Annotated in this window: 14 protein-coding genes; 7 read left to right on the top strand and 7 right to left on the bottom strand. The window is 42.2% G+C overall.

The annotated features are described in order from the left end of the window. Positions 1 to 1166 precede the first annotated feature (1166 nt). Entirely contained in the window at positions 1167 to 6164 is a 4998-nt protein-coding gene (locus AOB57_RS10190) for a PKD domain-containing protein (RefSeq protein ID WP_054299493.1), read from the top strand. Positions 6165 to 6201: 37 nt separating this feature from the next. Here the strand turns inward: AOB57_RS10190 and AOB57_RS10185 are convergent, their stop codons facing one another. The 4 genes from AOB57_RS10185 to AOB57_RS10170 all read right to left on the bottom strand — a co-directional run bounded on the left by AOB57_RS10185 (position 6202) and on the right by AOB57_RS10170 (position 9317). Continuing rightward, complete coding sequence (locus tag AOB57_RS10185; protein WP_054299494.1) at positions 6202 to 6885, bottom strand: DUF5591 domain-containing protein; 684 nt, start codon at positions 6883 to 6885, stop codon at positions 6202 to 6204. Between the two features lie 239 nt (positions 6886 to 7124). After that, complete coding sequence (locus tag AOB57_RS10180; RefSeq protein WP_054299495.1) at positions 7125 to 8306, bottom strand: aminotransferase class I/II-fold pyridoxal phosphate-dependent enzyme; 1182 nt, start codon at positions 8304 to 8306, stop codon at positions 7125 to 7127. Between the two features lie 73 nt (positions 8307 to 8379). Further along, complete coding sequence (locus tag AOB57_RS10175; protein WP_054299496.1) at positions 8380 to 8871, bottom strand: Lrp/AsnC family transcriptional regulator; 492 nt, start codon at positions 8869 to 8871, stop codon at positions 8380 to 8382. Between the two features lie 68 nt (positions 8872 to 8939). Further along, positions 8940 to 9317, bottom strand: coding sequence for a 30S ribosomal protein S8e (locus AOB57_RS10170; protein WP_054299497.1), 378 nt, complete (start codon positions 9315 to 9317; stop codon positions 8940 to 8942). A gap of 571 nt (positions 9318 to 9888) precedes the next feature. On the opposite strand from AOB57_RS10170, the gene AOB57_RS10165 reads away from it, so the two are divergent. The 4 genes from AOB57_RS10165 to AOB57_RS10150 all read left to right on the top strand — a co-directional run bounded on the left by AOB57_RS10165 (position 9889) and on the right by AOB57_RS10150 (position 12868). Further along, entirely contained in the window at positions 9889 to 10215 is a 327-nt protein-coding gene (locus tag AOB57_RS10165; protein ID WP_054299521.1) for a DUF6951 family protein, read from the top strand. Positions 10216 to 10418: 203 nt separating this feature from the next. After that, complete coding sequence (locus AOB57_RS10160) at positions 10419 to 11108, top strand: DUF169 domain-containing protein (protein WP_167829598.1); 690 nt, start codon at positions 10419 to 10421, stop codon at positions 11106 to 11108. A gap of 480 nt (positions 11109 to 11588) precedes the next feature. After that, positions 11589 to 12089, top strand: a complete 501-nt coding sequence (locus AOB57_RS10155; protein WP_054297598.1) for an NOB1 family endonuclease — start codon at positions 11589 to 11591, stop codon at positions 12087 to 12089. Positions 12090 to 12253: 164 nt separating this feature from the next. Then, the gene (locus AOB57_RS10150; RefSeq protein ID WP_054297594.1) at positions 12254 to 12868 is read left to right on the top strand and encodes an orotate phosphoribosyltransferase-like protein; all 615 of its coding nucleotides are present in this window, start codon (positions 12254 to 12256) and stop codon (positions 12866 to 12868) included. Positions 12869 to 13172: 304 nt separating this feature from the next. On the opposite strand, the gene AOB57_RS10145 is transcribed toward AOB57_RS10150, so the two are convergent. Next, positions 13173 to 15305 carry a DHH family phosphoesterase gene (locus tag AOB57_RS10145; RefSeq protein WP_054297597.1) on the bottom strand — a complete coding sequence of 711 codons (2133 nt, stop codon included), beginning with the start codon at positions 15303 to 15305 and terminating at the stop codon, positions 13173 to 13175. Positions 15306 to 15866: 561 nt separating this feature from the next. Here AOB57_RS10145 and AOB57_RS10140 point away from each other — a divergent pair. Together AOB57_RS10140 and AOB57_RS10135 are read left to right on the top strand one after the other, a co-directional pair. Beyond that, positions 15867 to 16655: a slipin family protein gene (locus tag AOB57_RS10140; protein ID WP_054297593.1), complete on the top strand. Its 789-nt coding sequence runs from the start codon at positions 15867 to 15869 to the stop codon at positions 16653 to 16655. A gap of 100 nt (positions 16656 to 16755) precedes the next feature. Next, positions 16756 to 18060, top strand: coding sequence for an NfeD family protein (locus tag AOB57_RS10135; protein ID WP_054297596.1), 1305 nt, complete (start codon positions 16756 to 16758; stop codon positions 18058 to 18060). Between the two features lie 70 nt (positions 18061 to 18130). Here AOB57_RS10135 and AOB57_RS10130 read toward each other — a convergent pair whose 3' ends face one another. Beyond that, positions 18131 to 19456, bottom strand: coding sequence for an AIR synthase-related protein (locus AOB57_RS10130; RefSeq protein WP_054297592.1), 1326 nt, complete (start codon positions 19454 to 19456; stop codon positions 18131 to 18133). A gap of 279 nt (positions 19457 to 19735) precedes the next feature. Next, on the bottom strand, positions 19736 to 20344 hold the full coding sequence (gene hisH, locus AOB57_RS10125; RefSeq protein ID WP_054297591.1) for an imidazole glycerol phosphate synthase subunit HisH: 609 nt from the start codon (positions 20342 to 20344) through the stop codon (positions 19736 to 19738). Positions 20345 to 20814: the final 470 nt, after the last annotated feature.

Raw genomic sequence — 20814 nt, 5'->3', positions numbered from 1 at the left:
TTGAAATCGGGCTCTTCATTGACTTGATAATCTCTAGCCTGGCTTGGAATTTTAAATTCACTAATATAATCAGGAAATTGAGTATAATAAAATTTTTAAATTCATGATAATAAAACAAGGAAAATTAAAGTAGAATAATGAGAATATAAGCAGATAGGAAGGGTTAATTTGAGTAGGTGGAGAGGGTTAGTTTGAATAGAGCTCTGTTTTCTTTTATATTCATCTTAATTTTTATATTCGATACATCGAACACTCAATTATATGCCGGAACAGAAACTGTGGTTTATGTGGATACAGATCCGTCAGAAAGCATTAGAGAAGCAAAAATAAAGCATAACAACAACAGTGAAGTCTACAGGGATGGAATTGTTGATAACTTTGATAATTTCACAAATCTAGGATTTCCGGTCGAATACACCGGTTTCGCTTTCGCACTATTGCGCGCCAGTTTATAGAAATGCACGTAAAATGCTGTTGAGGAAATATAGAGAATTGGTACAGGAGGAATATCCATAGTTTACAGCTTTCACAATCTACAGACCTGGTTTTTAATCTAAAATTATACCTCTACTTACAATAAATATATTCATTTTTTTGTATCTTATTTTACAATAATCGTCATATATACTGCTTCCGCAATAATTGATGTTACGGAAATTCGAGTGTGGCAAACTGTTTTTCAAGTATTTTTTCCTGATGTTAATAAAAAAAGTATCTATAAAGACTGTACCTCGCAAATATCCTAATAAATCGAGTTTATTAGTAGAGGCTTTTTGCTTTTTATTGTTATCGATCCGGGCAGCGAATATTAACTTCTAAAACCTCCTTTTTGAAACTTTTTTTAAAGAAACTAAAAATTTACGAAAATTAATTACAACAGTAAAAATTATTATTGTTGAACTGTTAATAAAAGAAAGATTATTATGTTGTAGTTTACAACTATTTTACATAGTTCTGGGGGAATTTTCGTACCTGTTATTTATGTAGCCGCATCTGGTTGCGATAATCACTTTAAGCCAAAAAACTCTGATTTCAAAGAGTTAAACCCTAATTTCAAAGAGTTTGACTCTGGTTTCGATGAATTGCTATAATATTCTAAAGGCTGACTAAGTTTCAAGTTTATTCAAATTGTCAACTAGTTTATAATTCATATGTTGAGGGTCTGAATGGAAGAGACAAGAGGTAATAGAATATTTAGGGGGTATACCTTCAATAAAGTTTTGGGGACAACAGTACTTGCTTATTTAATTCTGGTAAGTATAGCAGGCGCCTCGCCATTTGCATATATTGCAAACGAAGAGAGTGACAATATCTCTGTGATTGACACAGCCACAGATAAAGTTATGGCTACGATATCTGTAGGGTCAAATCCTGTGGGAGTTGCAATTAATCCGAATGGGACAAGGATATACGTGGCAAATGCTCATAGCAATGATGTATCTGTAATTGACACGGCGACAAACACTGTTATAGCCACGGTGCCTGCAGGAAGTTCTCCTAAAGGAATTGCAGTCAATCCGAATGGAAAAAAAGTATATGTAGCGAATGAAGGCAGTAACAATGTTTTTGTAATTGATACCGCCAAAAATACTGTTGTAAGCACAGTGAATACAGGGAAAAATCCTGCGGGAGTAGCGGTAAGTCCGGATGGAAAAAAGGCATATGTAACAAACTATGGGGAGAAAACGGTCTCGGTAATTGACACTGCCACAAACAAGGTTACAGCCACGGTATCCGCAGGAAAAGGACCTAAGGAAATTGCGGTCGCGCCGGACGGAACTAAGGTATACCTGGTGAACTCTGATAACCGAAGCATTTCGGTAATTGACACGGCAACAAATAGCATTACCAGCACAATGAAAATAAGGGGAATTCCCTCTGGGGTTACAGTCAACCCGGAAGGAACAAAGGTATATGTGGCCAGTAATGATGAGGCTTTTAGCAGTATCCTGGTAATTGACACTTCTACAAACGAAGTTACAACCACGATACCTGTAGGACCCAACCCGGCAGGAGTTGCAGTCAGCCCGGATGGAAAAAAAGTGTATGTAGCGATCAATCTCTACAACGCAGTTTCTGTTATTGACACTGCAACCAATACTATTACAGCCACGATGCTTGTAGGAACGAGCCCTCGTGTTTCAGGTCAGTCTATAGGCTCTATCCCGGTACAGCCAGTTTATCCTCTGGCGGACTTTAGCAGCAATATTACATCAGATTATGTTTTCCTTTCAGTACCTGTGCAGTTTACCTGTCAATCGGAGAATGTGACAGAGTGGAGCTGGGATTTTGGAGATGGGTATGGCTCTACAAAACAGAACTCCACACATACATATTCTGAAGCGGGAATCTATACCGTTACCCTGAAAGTAAGCAATCCGAATGGTACGGATACAAAGCTTGCTACAGTAAATGTTGTACCAAAAGGTATTCCTGCACCTTCATATGCATATATTACGAACTTTAACAGCAACACAGTTTCTGTAATTAACACGAGTTCGAATACTGTTACAGCCACTGTACCTGTAGGAAAAAACCCTCTTGGGGTTGCGGTCTCATCGGATGGAACAAAAGTATACGTGACGAACGTCAATTACAAGGGCCGTGGTACTGTCTCTGTAATTGATACCGCTACAAAAAAGGTTTCAGCCACTATAGACATTGGGTACAAATACAGCCCTTGTGGAATTGCAGTCACACCAGATGGAAAAAAAGTATTTTTGGCAAATCGTGATATCAACGGTGTATCTATAATTGACACAGCTACAAACACGGTTATAGGCACTATACCTGTAGGAGCTAACCCACTGGGGGTTGCAATCACACCTGATGGAAAAAAAGTATATGTGGCGAACCGCTATAGCAATAATATTTCCGTAATTGATACAGGCACAAACAAGGTTATTGCATCTGTGAAAGCTGGACTTGGCCCCTCTGGGGTTACAGTTAACCAGGCGGGAACAAAACTGTATGTAACGAATTGTGAAGATGGCACTATTTCTGTAATTGACACGAATTCAGATACAATTGCAGCCACACTGCCTGCAGGGAAATGGCCTATGGGAGTTGCAGTCAGCCCGGATGGGACAAAGGTGTACGTGGCAAACGAAGGCAGTAACAATGTTTCCATAATTGACACTGCAACAGAAACTGTCATAAATACCGTGAGAGTCGGAAGAAGTCCTTACGGAATCGCAGTCAGCCCAGATGGAACAAAGGTATACGTAGCTAACTTTGGCAGCGACGATAATCTAGGAAGAACGGTTTCTATAATCGACGCAGCTAAAAGCAGGGTTATAGACATGATAAATACAGGTTTCAGCCCCATTGCTTTTGGTCAGTTCATAACTCCCATTCCGCCACAACCCTTACTTCCGTTTGCAAACTTCAGCAGTAATCTCACATCCGGTTATGCTCCCCTTTCTGTCCAGTTTACGGATCTCTCGAGGAATGTAGATAGGTGGAACTGGGACTTTGGAGATGGGTCCAGCTCAAATCAGCAGAACCCAGCACACACTTACTCTATAGCAGGAAATTACAAAGTAACGCTTACAGTAAACAATAAAAACGGTACTGAATCCAGATCTGAAACAGTAAATGTTCTGGCACGTCCAGTATTTTCTGCATCGCCAACCTCAGGAAAAACCCCTCTTACTGTTAATTTTACTGACCACAGCACAGGCTCGCCAAACTCATGGAATTGGACTTTCGGAGACGGAACATATTCAACGGAAAAGAATCCTGTACACATATATAGAGAACCGGGGAAATATTCCGTTACATTGACATTAAACGAAACAGGGAACCCCAATAGAGTAATGAAATCAGACTATATCACGGTTTCAAATGGGAATGAAGCCCCTACTGCTGCTTTTTCTGCATCTCCAGTTTCAGGAAAAGCACCTCTTACGGTTAGTTTTACGGACGAGAGTACAGGGCACCCAACCTCAAGAAGGTGGACTTTTGGAGATGGCACATATTCAACCGGGGAGAACCCCGTACATACATACAGCAAAGCAGGATTATACTCTGTTACATTAACAGTAGGTAACGCAAATGGCAGTAATACATTAACAAAATCCGGTTATATTGTTGTTTCAAATGCTTTAGATGCTCCTGTCACCAGTTTCTCTGCGTCTCCTATTTCAGGAAAAGCACCGCTTACTGTTGATTTTGCTGGTCAGGGAAAAGGATCTCCAACCTCATGGAGATGGACTTTCGGGGACGGAAATAATTCAACAGAAAAAAATCCTGTGCATACATACAATAAATCAGGACTCTATTCTGTGAGATTGACAGCAAGTAATGAGAAAGGCAGTAACACATTGACAAAATCAAGATATATTGCGGTCTCAAGCGTCCTGGATATTCCTGTTACCAGATTCTCTGCATCTACCACTTCAGGAAAAGCTCCTCTTACCGTTAGTTTTACTGACCAGAGTAAAGGGTCTCCAACTTCATGGAGATGGGCTTTCGGGGATGGGAACACTTCAACAGAAAGAAACCCTGTGTACACATACAATAAACCAGGACTATACAACGTTACATTGACAACAAGCAATGCAAACGGCAGTAATACATCGACTAAAGCCGGCTATATTGCTGTTTCAAATGTTTTAACTACTCCTGTTGCCAATTTCTCTGCATCCCCGGCTTCAGGAAAAATACCTCTTACGGTTAGTTTTACTGACCAGAGCACAGGGGAACCGACATCATGGAGATGGGCTCTCGGGGATGGGAATAATTCAACAGAAAAAAATCCTGTGCATACGTACAATAAATCAGGACTCTATTCTGTGAGATTGACAGCAAGTAACGCAAATGGCAGTAATAGGTTAACAAAGTCAGGCTATGTAAATGTAAGCTCTGAGAACGGTACTTTGATGTTGAATCATGGCTATACTGTTCCTGTCACTGCTTTTTCAGCATCTCCAACTGAAGGAAGTATGCCGCTTACTGTTCGTTTTACTGACCAGAGTACAGGATCTCCAACCTCATGGAGATGGGCTTTTGGAGACGGAAACTCTTCAACAGAAAGAAATCCTGTACATACATACAATAAATCAGGGCGATACTCTGTTACATTGACAACAAGCAATGCAAACGGCAGTAACGCGTTGACAAAGTCAAGATATGTTATTGTTTCAAACGTTTTAGATGCTCCTGTTTCCAAATTCTCTGCGTCCCCTTCATCAGGAAGCATGCCGCTTACTGTTCGTTTTACTGACCAAAGTACAGGATCTCCAACCTCATGGAGATGGGCTTTTGGAGACGGAAACTCTTCAACAGAAAAGAATCCTGTACACACGTACGATAAATCAGGGCGATACTCCGTTACATTGACAGCAAGCAATGCAAATGGCAGTAATGCACTGACAAGAACCGGTTATATTGCTGTTTCGAATACTTTAGCCGCTCCTGTTACCAGTTTCTCTGCATCTACTACTTCGGGAAAAGCACCTCTTACGGTTAGATTTACTGACCAGAGCACAGGGGAACCGACATCATGGAGATGGACTTTCGGGGACGGAAATAATTCAACAGAACGAAATCCTTTATACATATACAGTAAGCCAGGGCTTTATTCTGTTTCATTGACAACAGGCAATGCAAATGGAAGCAACGTATTGACAAAATCCAGATATGTTGCTGTTTCAGGCGTCCTGGATATTCCTGTTACCAGCTTCTCTGCATCACCAGTTTCAGGAAAAGCACCTCTTACTGTCAGTTTTACTGACCAGAGCACAGGGTCTCCAACTTCGTGGAGGTGGACTTTTGGAGACGGAAATAGCTCAACAGAGAGAAATCCTGTACACACGTACAATAAATCAGGACTATACAATGTTACATTGAGAACAAGTAATGAAAATGGCACTAACGTGTTAACAAAATCCGGTTATATTGCAGTTTCAAACTCCCTTGTCGCTGCTTTCTCTGCATACCCGACTTCAGGGCCTGCACCGCTTAGTGTTAGTTTTACTGACCAGAGCACAGGATCGCCAGCTTCATGGAGATGGGCTTTTGGAGACGGAAATACTTCAACGGACAAGAATCCTGTATACACATACAGTAAATCAGGAAATTACACTGTCAGTTTAACAATAAATAATTCGGGGAATATCAGTACCGAAACCAGATCCAGATATATTGCAGTTAGTAAGTAATGGAAGGGGATTTTTAGGAAGGAAAAAGGGAAAATTCTTAAAGGACATACCAGTCCGTATCGTCGACCGAGAGGTCTTCCTTAAGGCCGACTTTTCTTTTTGGCAGCTTAAGAACATCGGTAATCGCATCGGAAAGATCCTGAAGATACTCTCTGGAAGAAAGGCTATTGTAAATGAAGGGTTTATCGGGCTGAATCATTTTCTGAATAGTTGATTCTTTCGGTACGATAATAACCTCTATATCGACCATTTCCACGGCTTTTTCCATTGCAGTACGGAAATCCCCGATACAGTAAGCTATCCTGTGCTTGTAGTTGTTCCTTGTTTTCTCAAGGTAAGCTGCAAGCCTTTCGCTTTCCATTTTAATAAAATCCCGCTTGATCTTTGCCACGTTACATTTTCCCATCATGAAACTGTAATGCATGAAAGGATACTGGGTATCAAGTTCCCTCGGCGTAATCCCGCAGGTTCCGAAGGTTACTATATGTACATCCTCAGGTTTTGCAATCCCGAAGATCACCCTGTCGAATTTTTTATGAGAAGGGCTTTCATGATAGGGTTTCCTTTTGGCACAGGGCACGAAGATACAGAGTTCCCTGTATGGAGCTTCATACTCGGTCAGAACCCATTCATTGGCTCTTATCATATCCGGGTGATAAATAACCCTATCAGTGTCAAGAGGTTCTTTAGAGCGTTCATCTTCAGGAATAATCGGCTTCATAAACTTCAAGCTAATTGAGCCTGGAAATTGTATATATAATTAACTATATAATTAACTAACTTCGGCAGCCGCACAGTTACAGCACAGCCGCAGAAATTGTAAGTCTAAAAGAAAATATCCTCAAAAACAGAGCCAAACAAAAAAGAGTTAATTGAAAGACAAATAGGATTTGATGAAAATATTGAAAAGAGGCCTGGAATAAAAGTATTGAGAAGAAACCTGAAAGGATCAGGCAGAATTTACTGCTTTAACCCATCAACGAAGTCTTCCATTCTATCCAGGGCTTTTCTAATATCATCTATTGATGCTGCATAGGCGCAGCGTAGGAAGCCTTCACCTGCTTCTCCGAAAACGTCCCCGGGAATTGTAACGACTTTCTTTTCGTCCAGAAGACGTTCTGCAAACTCAGAGGAGGAAAGGCCGGTATTCCCGATGTAAGGGAAGGCATAAAATGCTCCTTTAGGGTTGCAACACTCAAGCCCTATCCTGTTAAAACCCCTGACTATAAAGTGCCTGCGCCGGTCATATTCTCTGACCATCCTCTCCATTTCCTCGTTACCATTGCGGAGAGCTTCGATTGCTCCTATCTGTGCGGTTATGGGAGCACAAAGCATGGAATACTGGTGGATCATCATCATTGAGTGTATAATTTCAGGTGAGCCCATTGCAAAACCGAGCCTGAGCCCTGTCATTGCATAAGCTTTGGAGAATCCGTTGAGCATGACAGTACGATCTTTCATTCCGTCAAGAGAAGAAAATGGGACATGCTTACCTTCATAAGTGAGGCACTCGTAAACTTCATCCGAAATAACAAACAGGTCGTTCTCCACAACAAGATCGGCAATGCCCTCAAGCTCTTCCTGTGTCATAATCGCTCCAGTTGGATTATTAGGGAAGTTGAGAATTATTGCCTTTGTTTTGTCTGTGATCGCAGGTTTGAGGGTTTCGGCAGTCAGACTAAAATCGTCCTCCCTGTAAGTGGAAACGATAACAGGCTTACCCCCTGCAAGAATAACAGAAGGCACATATGCAACATACGAAGGCTGGACGATAATAACCTCATCGCCTGGGTTGACTACTGTCCTTACTGCTATATCCAGAGCTTCACTTACACCTGTTGTGATGAGTATCTCGGAGGAAGGGTCGTAGTCCAGCTCATAGCGCTTGTAATAGGTTCTGGAAAGTGCATCTCTGAGGTCTGGAAGCCCATAGTTTGAGGTATACGAGGTTTGCCCTTTTTCCAGGGAATGGATGCACATTTCACGGATGTGCCACGGAGTAATAAAGTCAGGCTCTCCTACACCAAGGGAGACTATATCCTCAAGTCCGGAAACTAGATCAAAAAAGCGGCGTATTCCCGAAGGTGGAATATTTTTCACAGCGTCGGCAACAAACTTAGAAGGATCGCATGGTGGTCTCAAGCAAAACACCCTATAAAATACTATATGAGTACGTTAAATCGGATAGGGAGATCAGGCTTTAAGCCAGATCGTATTAAAACGACACTGGTAGCCTTTCAATCGTTTCAGGTTCATGAAGGATAACACCATCTTCTTTATAGGTCTTCAGTACAAAGTGGGTTGATGTGCTCTGCACCTGATCAAGGGTTGCAATTTTCTCTGCAACAAAAAAAGCCACATCCTTCATCGATTTCCCTCGGACGGTAAGGGATATATCATAGTCTCCGGATAACAGCCTGACTGATCTGACTTCCGGAAACTTGTAAATTCTTTCTGCAATTGCTTGATAGCCCTGATTGCGCTCGAGGGTTACTTTCAGCTCAATTACAGCATAAACATAGTTTTCCCCAACCAGGTCCCAATCAACTATGGTCTTATAGTGCCGGATAACTCCCGTCTCTTCAAGTTTTGCGATCGTCTGGGAAACCTCCTGTGCAGACATATCTGTAAGGGATGCAATTTCTTCCGGACTTGTTCGGGCATCGTTTTCAAGAATTTCCAGTATATGTCGAATTTTTTCATCCATGTCGATCACCGGCACAAAGTAAGAGAATTTGATAAAGGGCCCCATTTGCGGGAAAAAATTAATTGAAATTATTCGATTAATACAGCGTTTACGACTCCATCCTGCCCGGGTCTGCTTGTAACTCTCGCAGTTCCAAGGGAAGTCCTTATTACGGAGCCTTTTGTCAGAATGTTACGCCTTATGTAGTGCTTGTTTGCAGCATTGTCGAGAACTCTCTCAATAGTGGAAGGAGTGGTCTTTCCATCTTTGGGATTGGTCACATTTGCAACATCACACTGGAGAAGTCTTACTTTCCTGTTGCCACCCCTTGTGTGGACATTCTTCCTCTTTACTTCACTTATACGAGTTTCCGCAGATTCGCGGCCCATTTCAAACTTACGCTTCCCGCGGGCAGCAATAACTTTCCCACCGGTCAATTTTCTTCTAGAGCTACCTTGCCATCTCATATTAAAACCTCATTATGTATGAAAATTATAATCAATGTCTATACTTAATGGTTATCTCTGTACTTCCCGATTGTAAGCATACTGTAATCCTGATATGGTGATCGTGTCAGGGCAAGAGCATACCTGACAGTAGCTTAATTGCTCTGATTATATATTATATTAACAGGAGTACTTAACTAGCATATTTGCTATGGACTATTCAATACAAATAGAATCGTATAAGAACTTTGCGATCAAGCAACCAGAGAAAATTCAATTTTTTTCTCTTGCCCTGGTAGAGTTACCCTCAAGAGGGGATGAAAAGATTAGAAACAAAGATTACGGAACTTTGGATATAAATATTGAATTTAATCCAAAATAGTAGTTACATGAATTTAAGAAAAATAAAATGAATTAAAATAGTAAAAATAAAATGAATTAAAATAATAAAAATAAAATGAATGAATCATTTTACAGGTTAAATCACTTTACAGGTTAACACTGAGACATTAGTTTCTACTTAAAATTATTGATGCCCAAAAAGGAATGCAGCATTTCAGGTGAGAAAAATAACGACTCGGAGAGAAAAATATTGGTTACGGAGATCTCATTGAACACAGTATGTGGACATACGACAAAGATAATTGCTACAAAAGAAGGGAAAAATACTCACGTACATATTAAGACTACATGTGAAAAACTCAGGAAATGGGGCACACATTTTGATATGGATATGAAAGACCTCATGGGAGGCCCCGAAACCATACTTAGCCAGAAAATGGCTGAAGTTCCCCTTACACCTACCTGTCTCGTCCCGGCAGCAGTAATGAATGCTTGCTGGCTTGAAAACGACATGATTTCGAAGAATCTTGCCCGAAAAATGGGAAAGATGGAAATTATCTTTGATAAACTTGAGTGAATATTCCATATAACCCCATTATTCCCTTGGAGAGATTCACAGTACGGAAGAGAAATTGAAGATCATGAGAGTACTGTGGAAAATTGCCTGTATACGTACAAACTCGGGAATGCTTATATCAAGGATCTTAAAACATTTAATAAATGTTAAAATAGCATTACTATCTCAGAAAGAATAAAAGTTTCAAAACCCGAGTTGAGAATATGGATGTAAAAGAAATAAATAAATATGGACAGGAAATGGTAGAGTGCCTGAAACTCACAACTTCCCCGGTTGCAGTAAAACTGATTCCTAAAGGAGGAGAAATCCCGAAAGGGATTACCAGAGTAGATGAAGCTATGAGACACTGCCAGCTGGTTGACAGGGTAAGAAGGACCGGCGAGAAATTCTATACCCTGGTCGAAGACCAGATGTGTAAAGGCGGAGCCGGTGCAATGGGTCTTGGGGAAATGCCCCCGAAAGTCGCAAGCGGAGAATTCTATTTTAAAGGGTTAAAACAATTCAGCACCCAGGGTGCAGCAAGGCGTACCCTTGAGATGGTTTCCAAACTTCCCGCAAACTCAACAGAAGCTATCCTGTATTCTCCCCTGGAAAACACTTCATTTACACCGGATGTTGTTGTGGTTATCTGCACTCCCAGACAGGTTATGCTGCTTACGCAGGCTATGATGTATAAAACAGGTGGCAGAATTAAATCAAGTTTCGCAGGGAAACAAAGCCTGTGTTCGGACGGGGTTGTAAAAGTCTACAAAGAAGGCAAAATAGGAGTTACAGTCGGCTGCAGTGGAAGCAGGAACTATACCAAAATCGCAGATGAAGAAATGATTATGGGAATCCCGATCGAACTCCTGGCTGATGTCGCCTCAGGGCTCAAAGCAATCTGCCCTGAGTAAGCCTGAAAGTGTTTCACTCCCTCATATAAAAATTATTCGTGCTCAATCCCTTTCAAGATGTTTCCGGGAAAGAAACCTGTCGAAAGGGTACGAGCCTTTCAGTTTCATAAAAACAACTGAGAAACTTCAATACTCAGAATCCAAGAAACTGCCTCGCTGATTATCACTTTTATAGTTCTTTACTGCGCTGTCATCTGACTCTAATTTAACCATTATTTCTATCAGTACAGGAGACCTGGTGCACGGAAAAGAGTTTACATCATAAATTAATCCATGATAGGCGAAAGGCGATATAATCTGTCAATAAACTCGCGGCTTATCCAGTAAAAATAATATATCTTACCCAAACCGATTCTCCAATTGGAACTTAGTTTTTTAGCCGTAATTAGCCCTCTTGAGCGCAATCGAAAAGGACGCTGCCCTCCCAAGGCAATTCGGGCGGGAATCAAATATATACTAAAAAGAGAAAAGAGAAGAAAAATGACCTGTTACATAGCGGATTCAGCAGTATTTATAATGGGGAACTTTGACCTGGACAGTTCTCTCATGATAACTGTTCCCTCGGTTGCGGATGAATTGAAAAGCAAGGACGCAGAGCTTCGTTTTGACCTTGCAAAAGAAGAAGGGTTACGCGTAGAGTGGCCTGATCCCGAAATGGTAAAAGATGTTCGGAAAATGGCTGAACTTACCCGGGACTCCGAAGAACTCTCAAAAACAGACATAGAAATCCTCGCAAAGGCTCTTGAGTACAGGGACAGAGGCATACTGCTTACCGACGACTATGCAGTTCAGAACGTTGCCGTACAACTTGGGATTGATGTTAAGCCCGTTGCCCAGAAAAAAATCAAAGATATAATTATCTGGCAAAAGCAGTGCACAGGCTGCAGAAAAACTTTTGACAAAGGGGACGTCTGTCCTATCTGTGGCTCGCCTCTTAAAAAGAAAAGGAAAAAAAGTAGAAAAGAAAAGAATCGTTCCTGAGCTGAAGAAAAAGATATAATGCTTGATAATGTAATAATGTTTTTAATTGAGAGAATGTACATTTGAATATAGTTTTCCAGGCAGTATTCCAGGCAGCGTTGTGATTATATTCTAAAACATGCCGAAAAATACGGCCAAATAAAAATTCAGGTGGGAATGGAGGCATGAAGAATATAGAAGATTTAATCCAGAAAGCGGTAGAATTGCAAAGCAATGGGCTTGTAACCGGCCAGATTGCCGACGAACTCAACGTCTCAAGGGAGACTGTCACCTGGCTTTTAACCCGTTCAAAAAAAGAAGTAACAGTCCCCGCTCCGAAGGATATTTCCGTAAATTGGAGCAGTATAGGAAAAAGTGCTACCCGGCTTCACTACATTTCACTTGCACTTTGCGATATGGTGCTTGAGACTCTGGAAAAAACAAACGCCGAAGTTGACGTGGTTGTCGGTGTCGCCGCCAGCGGCATTCCCCTGGCAAGCATGATGGCAAATGAATTAGGAACTGACTTCGCCCTCTATCATTCCCGTAAAGGACAGGATGTAGTCCAGCCAGGCCAGAGAGGGACAATAAGCAGGAACTTCGGAAGCGTTGCTGGCAAAAACTGTGTGATCGTGGACGATGTTATCACCACAGGCTCTACAATAATGGAAGTTATCGAGCTGCTTCGGGAAATGGGCGCAAAACCGAGGGCTGTAGTGGTTTTAGTAGACAAAAAAGGTGCGGACATGATTGCAAATGTACCAATCCAGTCACTTGTAAGGATTGTGCGCGTGGACTGAAAGGCAAAGTAAAGATAAATTTTTAGTGACCCTTTTTGCATGGAAACCTTTCATAGAGAAAGGTTTCCCAAAGATTTCCAAATTTATAGCTTTTTTAAGAGTTCTTACAGGAAGAGTTGAGTTCCTAATTGAACCCCCAGGAATAGATAATTAAGAACAGACCTTTCTTAGAGTATATATTCCTAAGAGCAGGTTTATTTAAGAACAGATTTTCTAAAAAATAGCAAAATTAAGATAAATTATTTAACAGAGTTTCCTGTCTGAAGCAGGAATAGAGAGAAGGAAAGAGGCTTATTAAAGCCCTTTAATGCTGGATCTCTGCGACTGCTATCTTCTCGGCAAGCCGGGATAACACTTCAGTCCTCATGCCTTCTACGAACTTGATGCTACCCACGACAAGATGCCCTCCACCGCTGACGCCTGCACCTTTTATTTCTTCCCTGAGTTCCCTGACGATCTTCGGGATATTCATAAGCACACCCTTGGAACGGATGACCGCAAAGTCAGGTCCGTATCCAATTGTTACCACGGGTTTATCCGGATTCCTTTTAGTAAGCACGTCATGAACTTCCCCTGAGGTTTTTCCGGGTGGCGGGAAGGTGAATTTCTGTGCATAGTTCTCAACATCTATCACATTCATAATAGCCCCGTTCGCCAGCTTATGAGACTTGACATTAAAGAGACAGGTTTCGAGCTGTTCCTTTATCATGGCATTTGCCTGTTCGCAGAGCAGGGGAACCAGTTTCTTATGGGTTTCATGATTTCCTAGATCCAGAATGTCATCTATAAGACCCTTTCCACTACTGAATTTTAGCCAAAACTGCTCATAGTCCAGAGCGAGGGCCATTTCTTTCAGTTCCTCAAGGCTGTAGCGGTCCGAGACAAGAGAGATATACTTTTCGGCTTCAGGGGCTTCGGAACGGTCTCCTACTGCCGAAACCGCTGGAAGATGTATTATCATATCACTGATATCGGGATTGATCATACGAGCAATTTCAGCACAGAGCATCCCGGCAGTAACCCCGAAATCCCCTCCTACATGCGCAGGGTTTACATGCCCTATAAGATACTGGTCAACAACCTTATCAGGCTGATGATGGTCAATAACAAGCATATTAATTCCATATACTCTTGCCTGCCGCATGGAAGGAACGTCTTCCTCAGTTGATCCGTTGTCAACAAGGATCACAAGCGGCATCTTCTGTCCGTGCCTTGAAAGATCTTCAAGTGCAAAAGAAATATCCCTCGTGACATCGGCAAGCTCATAAAAAGGAGCCTTGGAAGGAGCACGCTTGTAGAAATAATATTCTGCATCCGCCCCCCCGATTTCCGTAATAAGGGGGAGGATTGCCCTCTCAATTGCAATCGCCGAGGTGATTCCATCAGCGTCGGCATGATGCCTTAGAATAATCGGGGTTGAATGAAGGATAGCTTTTTTGATTTCTTTGGCGACATGGAGCATTCTGGGTTTGAGCTCCTCCAGAATCTCGCTTTCGATAAGGAAAGGAATATTAGCAGGAGCGGCTTTTTCGTCAATTACTTTCTCAACCCTGCCCCTGACTATTGCTTCCTTCTCTCCGGTCAGCAATTTCATGCTCATGACCTCGATCTGTACCTGGTCATCTCGCAGAGTCACTTCTCCGGTGATGGAAACAACCATCCCCGTATCAATGTGCGGATAGGATCTTTTCCCCGCACTCTCAAAGGCTGCACAGGGAACAAAGCCTCCTTCATCACTAATAGTGAAAATAGTGGGTCCACTGGTTTGTTTTACCTGAATAACCTCTCCTTCAATTCTGATAAGCCTTCCCTTCATATTGGAGTCGATTTGAGCCGAGTTCTTAAGTGGAAGCTCCTTTTCAAGCTCGATGGTCTCATATTTTTTGGGAGTTTTGGGAATCAAGTCCAGCTTCCCTCCGGCTTTAATGCTTTTTACCAGCACGATTACGGCATCCCCTACTTCCGGAGGAACTCCGACATTACTGGAATGCATAAGCCCTCTTACATGAGGGTTAAGATCCACAAAAACTCCGAAAGAAGCTTTACTGCTTACTATCCCGTGATAAAGTTTTCCTGCCTCCACGTCTTTTAGGTCGCAGGATTCATCAAGGGCATAAACAAACTGAGAAAGGGCACAGGAATCACATACTTCTTCCTCGGGATCACTGGGGTTCTTAATGCGTTCTCCACAAACCTTGCATGTGTATATCCTCCCGAGTCCCTCACAGGTCTCGCATGGAGTGGTCACTTCAATACTTCCTGTGCCCTTACATTTCGCGCACGCTGCACCGTTTTTCAAAAAAATATCAAGGTTTTTCTCTGACATTTTCATAAAATCAATTGATTTGGATTTACCTTTGCCCTTACACTGAGGGCAGATATTGGTTGAAACTATTTTGTAGCCACGTCCGTGGCAGTCTAAACATTCCTTACTCATTAATATCAACACCAATGGTTCTTCCGAACCTTCGTTTTCTCGCTCTGCTGCCTGGGCACAGAATAAGTTCCTGAGCCTGACAGCTTTATCATTCATCTGTCAGTTTTTAAGTACACTGATCTGGCTATACAGCCCGGCCCAGGCAGAAAATCAATGTTATCCTGGTCCTTTCTTTCCCTGTTAACTCAATTTTTTCCTGTTCTGTATTCTCTATATTTCAGATATAAGTATTTTCAGAGATAACTATTTATCAGAATGAATCTCTGAGAAGTTTCATAATATTTTCATAACAATCAGGCATATGTGTATCTGACATTTATTCTCAAATGCCGCCCAATGATCTGAAAAACTGAAGTCTTAAGGAAAACCAAGGAGAATCCTTATGCAAAAAGTAACAATAAGTAAGTTATAGTTTTTCAGATATTTAGAGGAGGCAGTGCATAGGTTTTTATAAAGCTGAATGCTTACTTATAGAAACCTTGAAATTAGTTATCCTAACAAAGAATACTTAATTATTATTATCTAATTTAAACATTAATGGAATAAGAGGTCAAAAAAATTATGAATATCTTTGCCAGTCAATTTGCCAGCCCACTTCTTCCTATATTAATAGTTGTGATATTAATACTCTCACAATCCATAAAAATGGTTAATGAATATGAGAGAGTGGTTATTTTCAGGTTGGGTCGCCTTAGCGGCGTGAAAGGTCCCGGGGTCTTCCTGATTATTCCGATTGTAGACAGAGCGATGAAAATAGATCTGAGAGTTGTTGCAATCGATGTCCCCAAGCAGGCTGTAATTACCAGAGACAATGTCACAGTTGAAGTGGATGCCGTTGTTTATTATAAGGTCGTGGAGCCTGGAGCTGCCATAACTCAGGTCGAAAATTATATGTTTGCAACCTCTACTCTTTCACAGACTACTCTACGAGATGTTATGGGCCAGATGGAGCTTGATGAGCTGCTTTCGGAAAGAGAGCATATCAACAAACAAATTCAGGAGCTTCTTGACGCATATACCGATCCATGGGGGATCAAGGTTACAGGAGTTACAATCAGAGACGTTGCCCTGCCTGAAACAATGAAACGAGCTATTGCCAAACAGGCTGAAGCCGAAAGAGAGAAACGTGCCCGAATTATCCTTGCGGAAGGAGAGTATCAAGCTGCCCAGAAAATGAAAGATGCCGCTTCCCTCTATGAGGGAATACCTGCAGCAATCAAACTGAGGGAGCTACAAACTTTAGCCGAGATTGCCAGGGAAAAGAATCTCATAGTAGTTACACAGTCCCAGGCTATTGAGGCTGGAAATGTAGCAGCTTTATCTCAGGCTATGGATGAAAGAAAAAAATAATAAAGGCAAACAGGGGTTGAAAGAAAGGGATGATAATGACAAAAAGAACAGAAGGAAATGGATAAGCAAGAAAGGACTGATAAGTGAAGGACCGATAAATATGCCTGTAGAAAAGGCTTTCCATTTCCTATTTATCTTCTTCCTGTGCTTCGTTCTCACAGCTGCCCCCATGCCCTCGGCAGAGGCAGGGCCTCAAGAGAAAGTGCTTGTGCTTGAAATATCCGAGGCTATAACTCCGGCTTCGGATGATATTATAGCGGATGCGATAGAAAAAGCGGAAAACGGAAATTTTGAGGCTGTGGTAATCAGCCTGAATACCCCCGGAGGAGGACTGGACGAAACCCAGGAAATCATAAGGATAATTGAAAACACGAGTATACCTGTTATCGGATATGTGCCTGAGAGCGGGAAAGCCTGGTCAGCCGGCACACTCATCCTTATGGGGACGGATATTGCTGCAATGGCACCATTTACAGTTATCGGATCAGCCCAGCCAGTTAAGATGTCGGCAGAAGGGACAAAACCCGTAGAGGACGAAAAAATTATAAATGCACTTGTCAAATTTTCGGTCGCAACAGCCAGTAAACATGGGAGAAACGAGACTTTTGCGGAAGAGGTCATAACGAAAAACAAAAATCTTGACGCGCAGGAAGCCCTCGATTCCGGCGTAATAGAATATGTGGCTCCTTCTGTTCCGAACCTGCTAGTACAGACTGACGGGCAACAGATAAAGGGAAAAACGCTGCAAACCGAAAGTGCAGGGATAGAGAACTATGAGCCTCCCTTTTCTCTTTCCTTATTAGGTTTAATCTCAAACCCGATCATTTCCTCCCTTCTTCTGACAATAGGGCTCTATGGAGTTATTTTCGGAATATCAAGCCCTGGAGTTGGGGCAGAAGTTTTAGGGATTATTTTAATTGTACTGGGGCTGATAGGCACAGGCTTTGATATTAATATAGCAGCAGTCTTCCTTATCCTTGTAGGAATAGGGCTCTTGATTCTTGAAATCAAGTCTCCCGGATTCGGCATCCTGGGGCTTGCTGGACTCATCAGCCTCATAATAGGAAGCCTGTTCCTTATACCTATGGGAAATGAAAACATTTATACTCCAGAATTCCGCAGACTCCTTGCTCTAACGATTGTTGCTCCTACGATTGTTTTCGGGTTATTTCTGGTTTTTGCAGTCTACAAAGTAACCGAGATCAGAAAGAAAAAGCCTGTAATTGGAGAGTTTATAGGTGAGACTGCCCAGTCCATAGACCCTCTGGGGCCTGAAAAACCAGGATACGTCCGCTTTAAAGGCGAATACTGGAAAGCCCGCTCTGAAGAAGAAATCGAACCAAAGACAGAGGTTGAAATTACTGGAAAAGTAAGGGAAGTGCTCATAGTAAAAAGGAAAGTGTAATTATTCTTCTCTCTTCCAGTTCAATTTCTATTCTAACCGATTTTTCCTTAAAGCCTTTTTTTAAAAGGCTTTATTTCCTTCTTATTTTTTCCAGGACTTTTTGTTTCTTTTCAATTGCTTCAAGTGCAGCTTTATCGATTGCTGCTCTCATTTCCTCAAAGTCTCTGGGATTCTCATCTCCGTGGACTTTTTTCACAGGTGTGTAGGCAGACTCCCTAAATTTTGGTACAAATTCCCGGAGTTTGCCATTTAAGGAAATTTCAGCTCCGCTTCCTTCCTCAACACGTCCTATGACGTCAATCTCAATGCCTGCAGCCCTGACAGTACTGAGTATGTCATCAACATATGCAGGGGGGGCAATTACAAGCAGGGCGTCAAGTGAAACCCCGAGATAATCAATTTTCAAGTGCTCAAGCATTGAAAGCACCTTTGGGTTCACAAGAGCCCTTATTTTTTCCTCTTCAAAGACAAGTTTTACGCCTGCGGTTTTTGAAATTTCCTTGGCATCGCCCCGGATTCCGCCATTAGTAACATCAGTCATGGAATGGACTCTTTTATGCAAACCGGATTGCAACAGAGCCTCGCAGGCTTCCAGGAAGCGAATGTTAATGGTTTCTTCCACAACTTCATGCATCCCGTAATAAAGCGCAGTTGTAGAAACCGTACCCCCGCCTGCTCCTTCGGTCATAAGGATAAGATCTCCTTCTCTGGTACGGTTCCGCGATGTAAGCGAAGAGGTTATGCCCACAGCCCCAACGCCACCGGTCATGCGTTCACCTATAACCATGTCTCCGCCAATTCTAAGTGTGCTTCCCGTAATAAGGGGTATTCCGGTAAGTTCCGAGACCGTTGTTATGCCTGCAATATGGTCGAATATCTTTGCAACATCTCCGTCGTCTGCTACATGAATGTCGGAAAGCATTGCCAGGGGCCGGGCTCCCATAGAATATACATCACGCAGAGCTGCCCTGGCTACGTGAAAGCCTGAGAGGAAAGGGAAGTCGCTCAGTCGAGAGTGAATACCATCAATCGTGACCACCAGATAGTTTTCACCGATTTTGACAACCCCTGAGTCATCAAGCTGGGAACTATCCACAACTGCACCTGTCTTACCTATAACCTCTCCGAGCTTGGAGTGAACGTAAAAATCCCCTGTGCCCCTGGAACCTACACCGAATTCTCCCATTGAAACACCTGAAATAGTCGGGGCTAACACATCTCCTTCTACGTTAAGTGTTACTTTTGCCTCACAAATGACCGCAGCCGCGATCTCATGAGCTCTCTCAGAGCTTATGTTCTTAATTTCGAGAATTCTTGAAGCCAGCTTTGCCTCAAGCCTTGCTTCATCTGAAGGGTCCTCCCTGAGAGCCCGTTTTGCATAACCTTCTATATCCATAGTAATCATCTCTTGCAGACATTTCTGCCCTTAAAGGTGGCAGGGCAGGATAGTCTGGCATCCAAGTATCAGTCAATTGATTTCACAAATAATCTGTTGATTTTAAGTAGTCTATTATTTTAAGTAATCTGTTAATTTAATATGATTAGTGTAAAAATATTCAGGGATCAAAACTTAATACCCTGAGACTCAAAATTCAACTGTCTAAGGGATTATAACTAATTCCGGAGAAATGAAATATAAATTCAGATACGGGGCAGATGTCCCCGATAAATCATTTCAACAAATTTCCACAAAGTTTTTCAGGATCTTTAATCCTATAGCTCCACTTTTCTCGGGGTGGAACTGGGTACCCATTACATTGCCTTTCGAGTTCACGACAGACGCCGAGAAATCCAGCCCGTAGTTGCAGGCTGCAAGCGTGTTTTCAGCCGCGGTGTCCACATAGTATGAATGCACGAAATATACGAAAGAATTGTCAGGAATACCTTCAAACAGAGGGTGATCCTGCTTGATGTTAAGATTGTTCCAGCCAATATGAGGTACCTTTAATTCAGACTTCGGAAAGCGCAGCACCCTGCCAGAGATGAGATCAAGCCCGTTGGTCAGCTTTCCTTCTTCAGAAGAGCTCATGAGCACCTGCTGTCCGAGGCAGATCCCGAGCATAGGTCTTCCTGACCGAACGTACTCTTCTATAATCCCTCTAATGGGGGTAAGGCACTTCATAGCATCCACAAAAGCGCCAACCCCTGGGAGGATTAAACCTTCTGCGGCAAGAATCTCCTCAGGGTCCCCAGAGATTACGGAATTGGATCCGGCGTTTTCTAGCCCCTTTTGAACACTGCGGAGGTTTCCAAGCCCGTAATCGAGAATCACAATTCTTCTCATAGCTCTAACAAACAAAGTTAAGATAGATTAACTTTTCGAGCAAGGAAAAGGGCGCCGGTATAATAATTGAAGGGCAGCGGAAAACAACTGGAAGAAAGAAAAAGTAAGAAGGAAAAAGATTAGAAACGATTAGAAAAAGAATGAAAAAAAGATTAGAAAAAGATAGAAAAAGATGGAAAAAGAATGGAAAAAATAAGGGCTATAAATTCTCTGCAGTTAAGACCTGCCAGCAGGAAGGCTGTAAGAGCTTTTTTCCCTCTCGAACATCACCTTGTATTTGCCACAACGTATGCATTCATAGCGTTTTTCGAGCACTGTTGGCAAAAAAAACAATGCCCCACTTTTTCGCTTCCATTTATGCAGTCCAAAAAAACACAAGAAACTACGGTCACGATCCGATTCGCCTGAGTCATCAGAGCATTCCTGAGTCAAAAAACTGTTTCCCCTTGTTTCTATTGTTAAGGATATAA

The organism is Methanosarcina flavescens (genome assembly GCF_001304615.2).
GTDB lineage: Archaea > Halobacteriota > Methanosarcinia > Methanosarcinales > Methanosarcinaceae > Methanosarcina > Methanosarcina flavescens.
This window is presented reverse-complemented; position numbering and strand designations above follow the sequence as displayed.

Excerpts from the sequence above, each read along its gene's own strand:
- AOB57_RS10190 (WP_054299493.1), top strand. The coding sequence starts at position 1,167 with ATGGAAGAGACAAGAGGTAATAGAATATTTAGGGGGTATACCTTCAAT.
- AOB57_RS10185 (WP_054299494.1), bottom strand. The coding sequence starts at position 6,885 with ATGAAGCCGATTATTCCTGAAGATGAACGCTCTAAAGAACCTCTTGAC.
- AOB57_RS10175 (WP_054299496.1), bottom strand. The coding sequence starts at position 8,871 with ATGGATGAAAAAATTCGACATATACTGGAAATTCTTGAAAACGATGCC.
- AOB57_RS10170 (WP_054299497.1), bottom strand. The coding sequence starts at position 9,317 with ATGAGATGGCAAGGTAGCTCTAGAAGAAAATTGACCGGTGGGAAAGTT.
- AOB57_RS10160 (WP_167829598.1), top strand. The coding sequence starts at position 10,419 with ATGGATGTAAAAGAAATAAATAAATATGGACAGGAAATGGTAGAGTGC.
- AOB57_RS10155 (WP_054297598.1), top strand. The coding sequence starts at position 11,589 with ATGACCTGTTACATAGCGGATTCAGCAGTATTTATAATGGGGAACTTT.
- AOB57_RS10150 (WP_054297594.1), top strand. The coding sequence starts at position 12,254 with ATGAAGAATATAGAAGATTTAATCCAGAAAGCGGTAGAATTGCAAAGC.
- AOB57_RS10145 (WP_054297597.1), bottom strand. The coding sequence starts at position 15,305 with ATGAGTAAGGAATGTTTAGACTGCCACGGACGTGGCTACAAAATAGTT.
- AOB57_RS10140 (WP_054297593.1), top strand. The coding sequence starts at position 15,867 with ATGAATATCTTTGCCAGTCAATTTGCCAGCCCACTTCTTCCTATATTA.
- AOB57_RS10135 (WP_054297596.1), top strand. The coding sequence starts at position 16,756 with ATGCCTGTAGAAAAGGCTTTCCATTTCCTATTTATCTTCTTCCTGTGC.
- AOB57_RS10130 (WP_054297592.1), bottom strand. The coding sequence starts at position 19,456 with ATGGATATAGAAGGTTATGCAAAACGGGCTCTCAGGGAGGACCCTTCA.
- hisH (WP_054297591.1), bottom strand. The coding sequence starts at position 20,344 with ATGAGAAGAATTGTGATTCTCGATTACGGGCTTGGAAACCTCCGCAGT.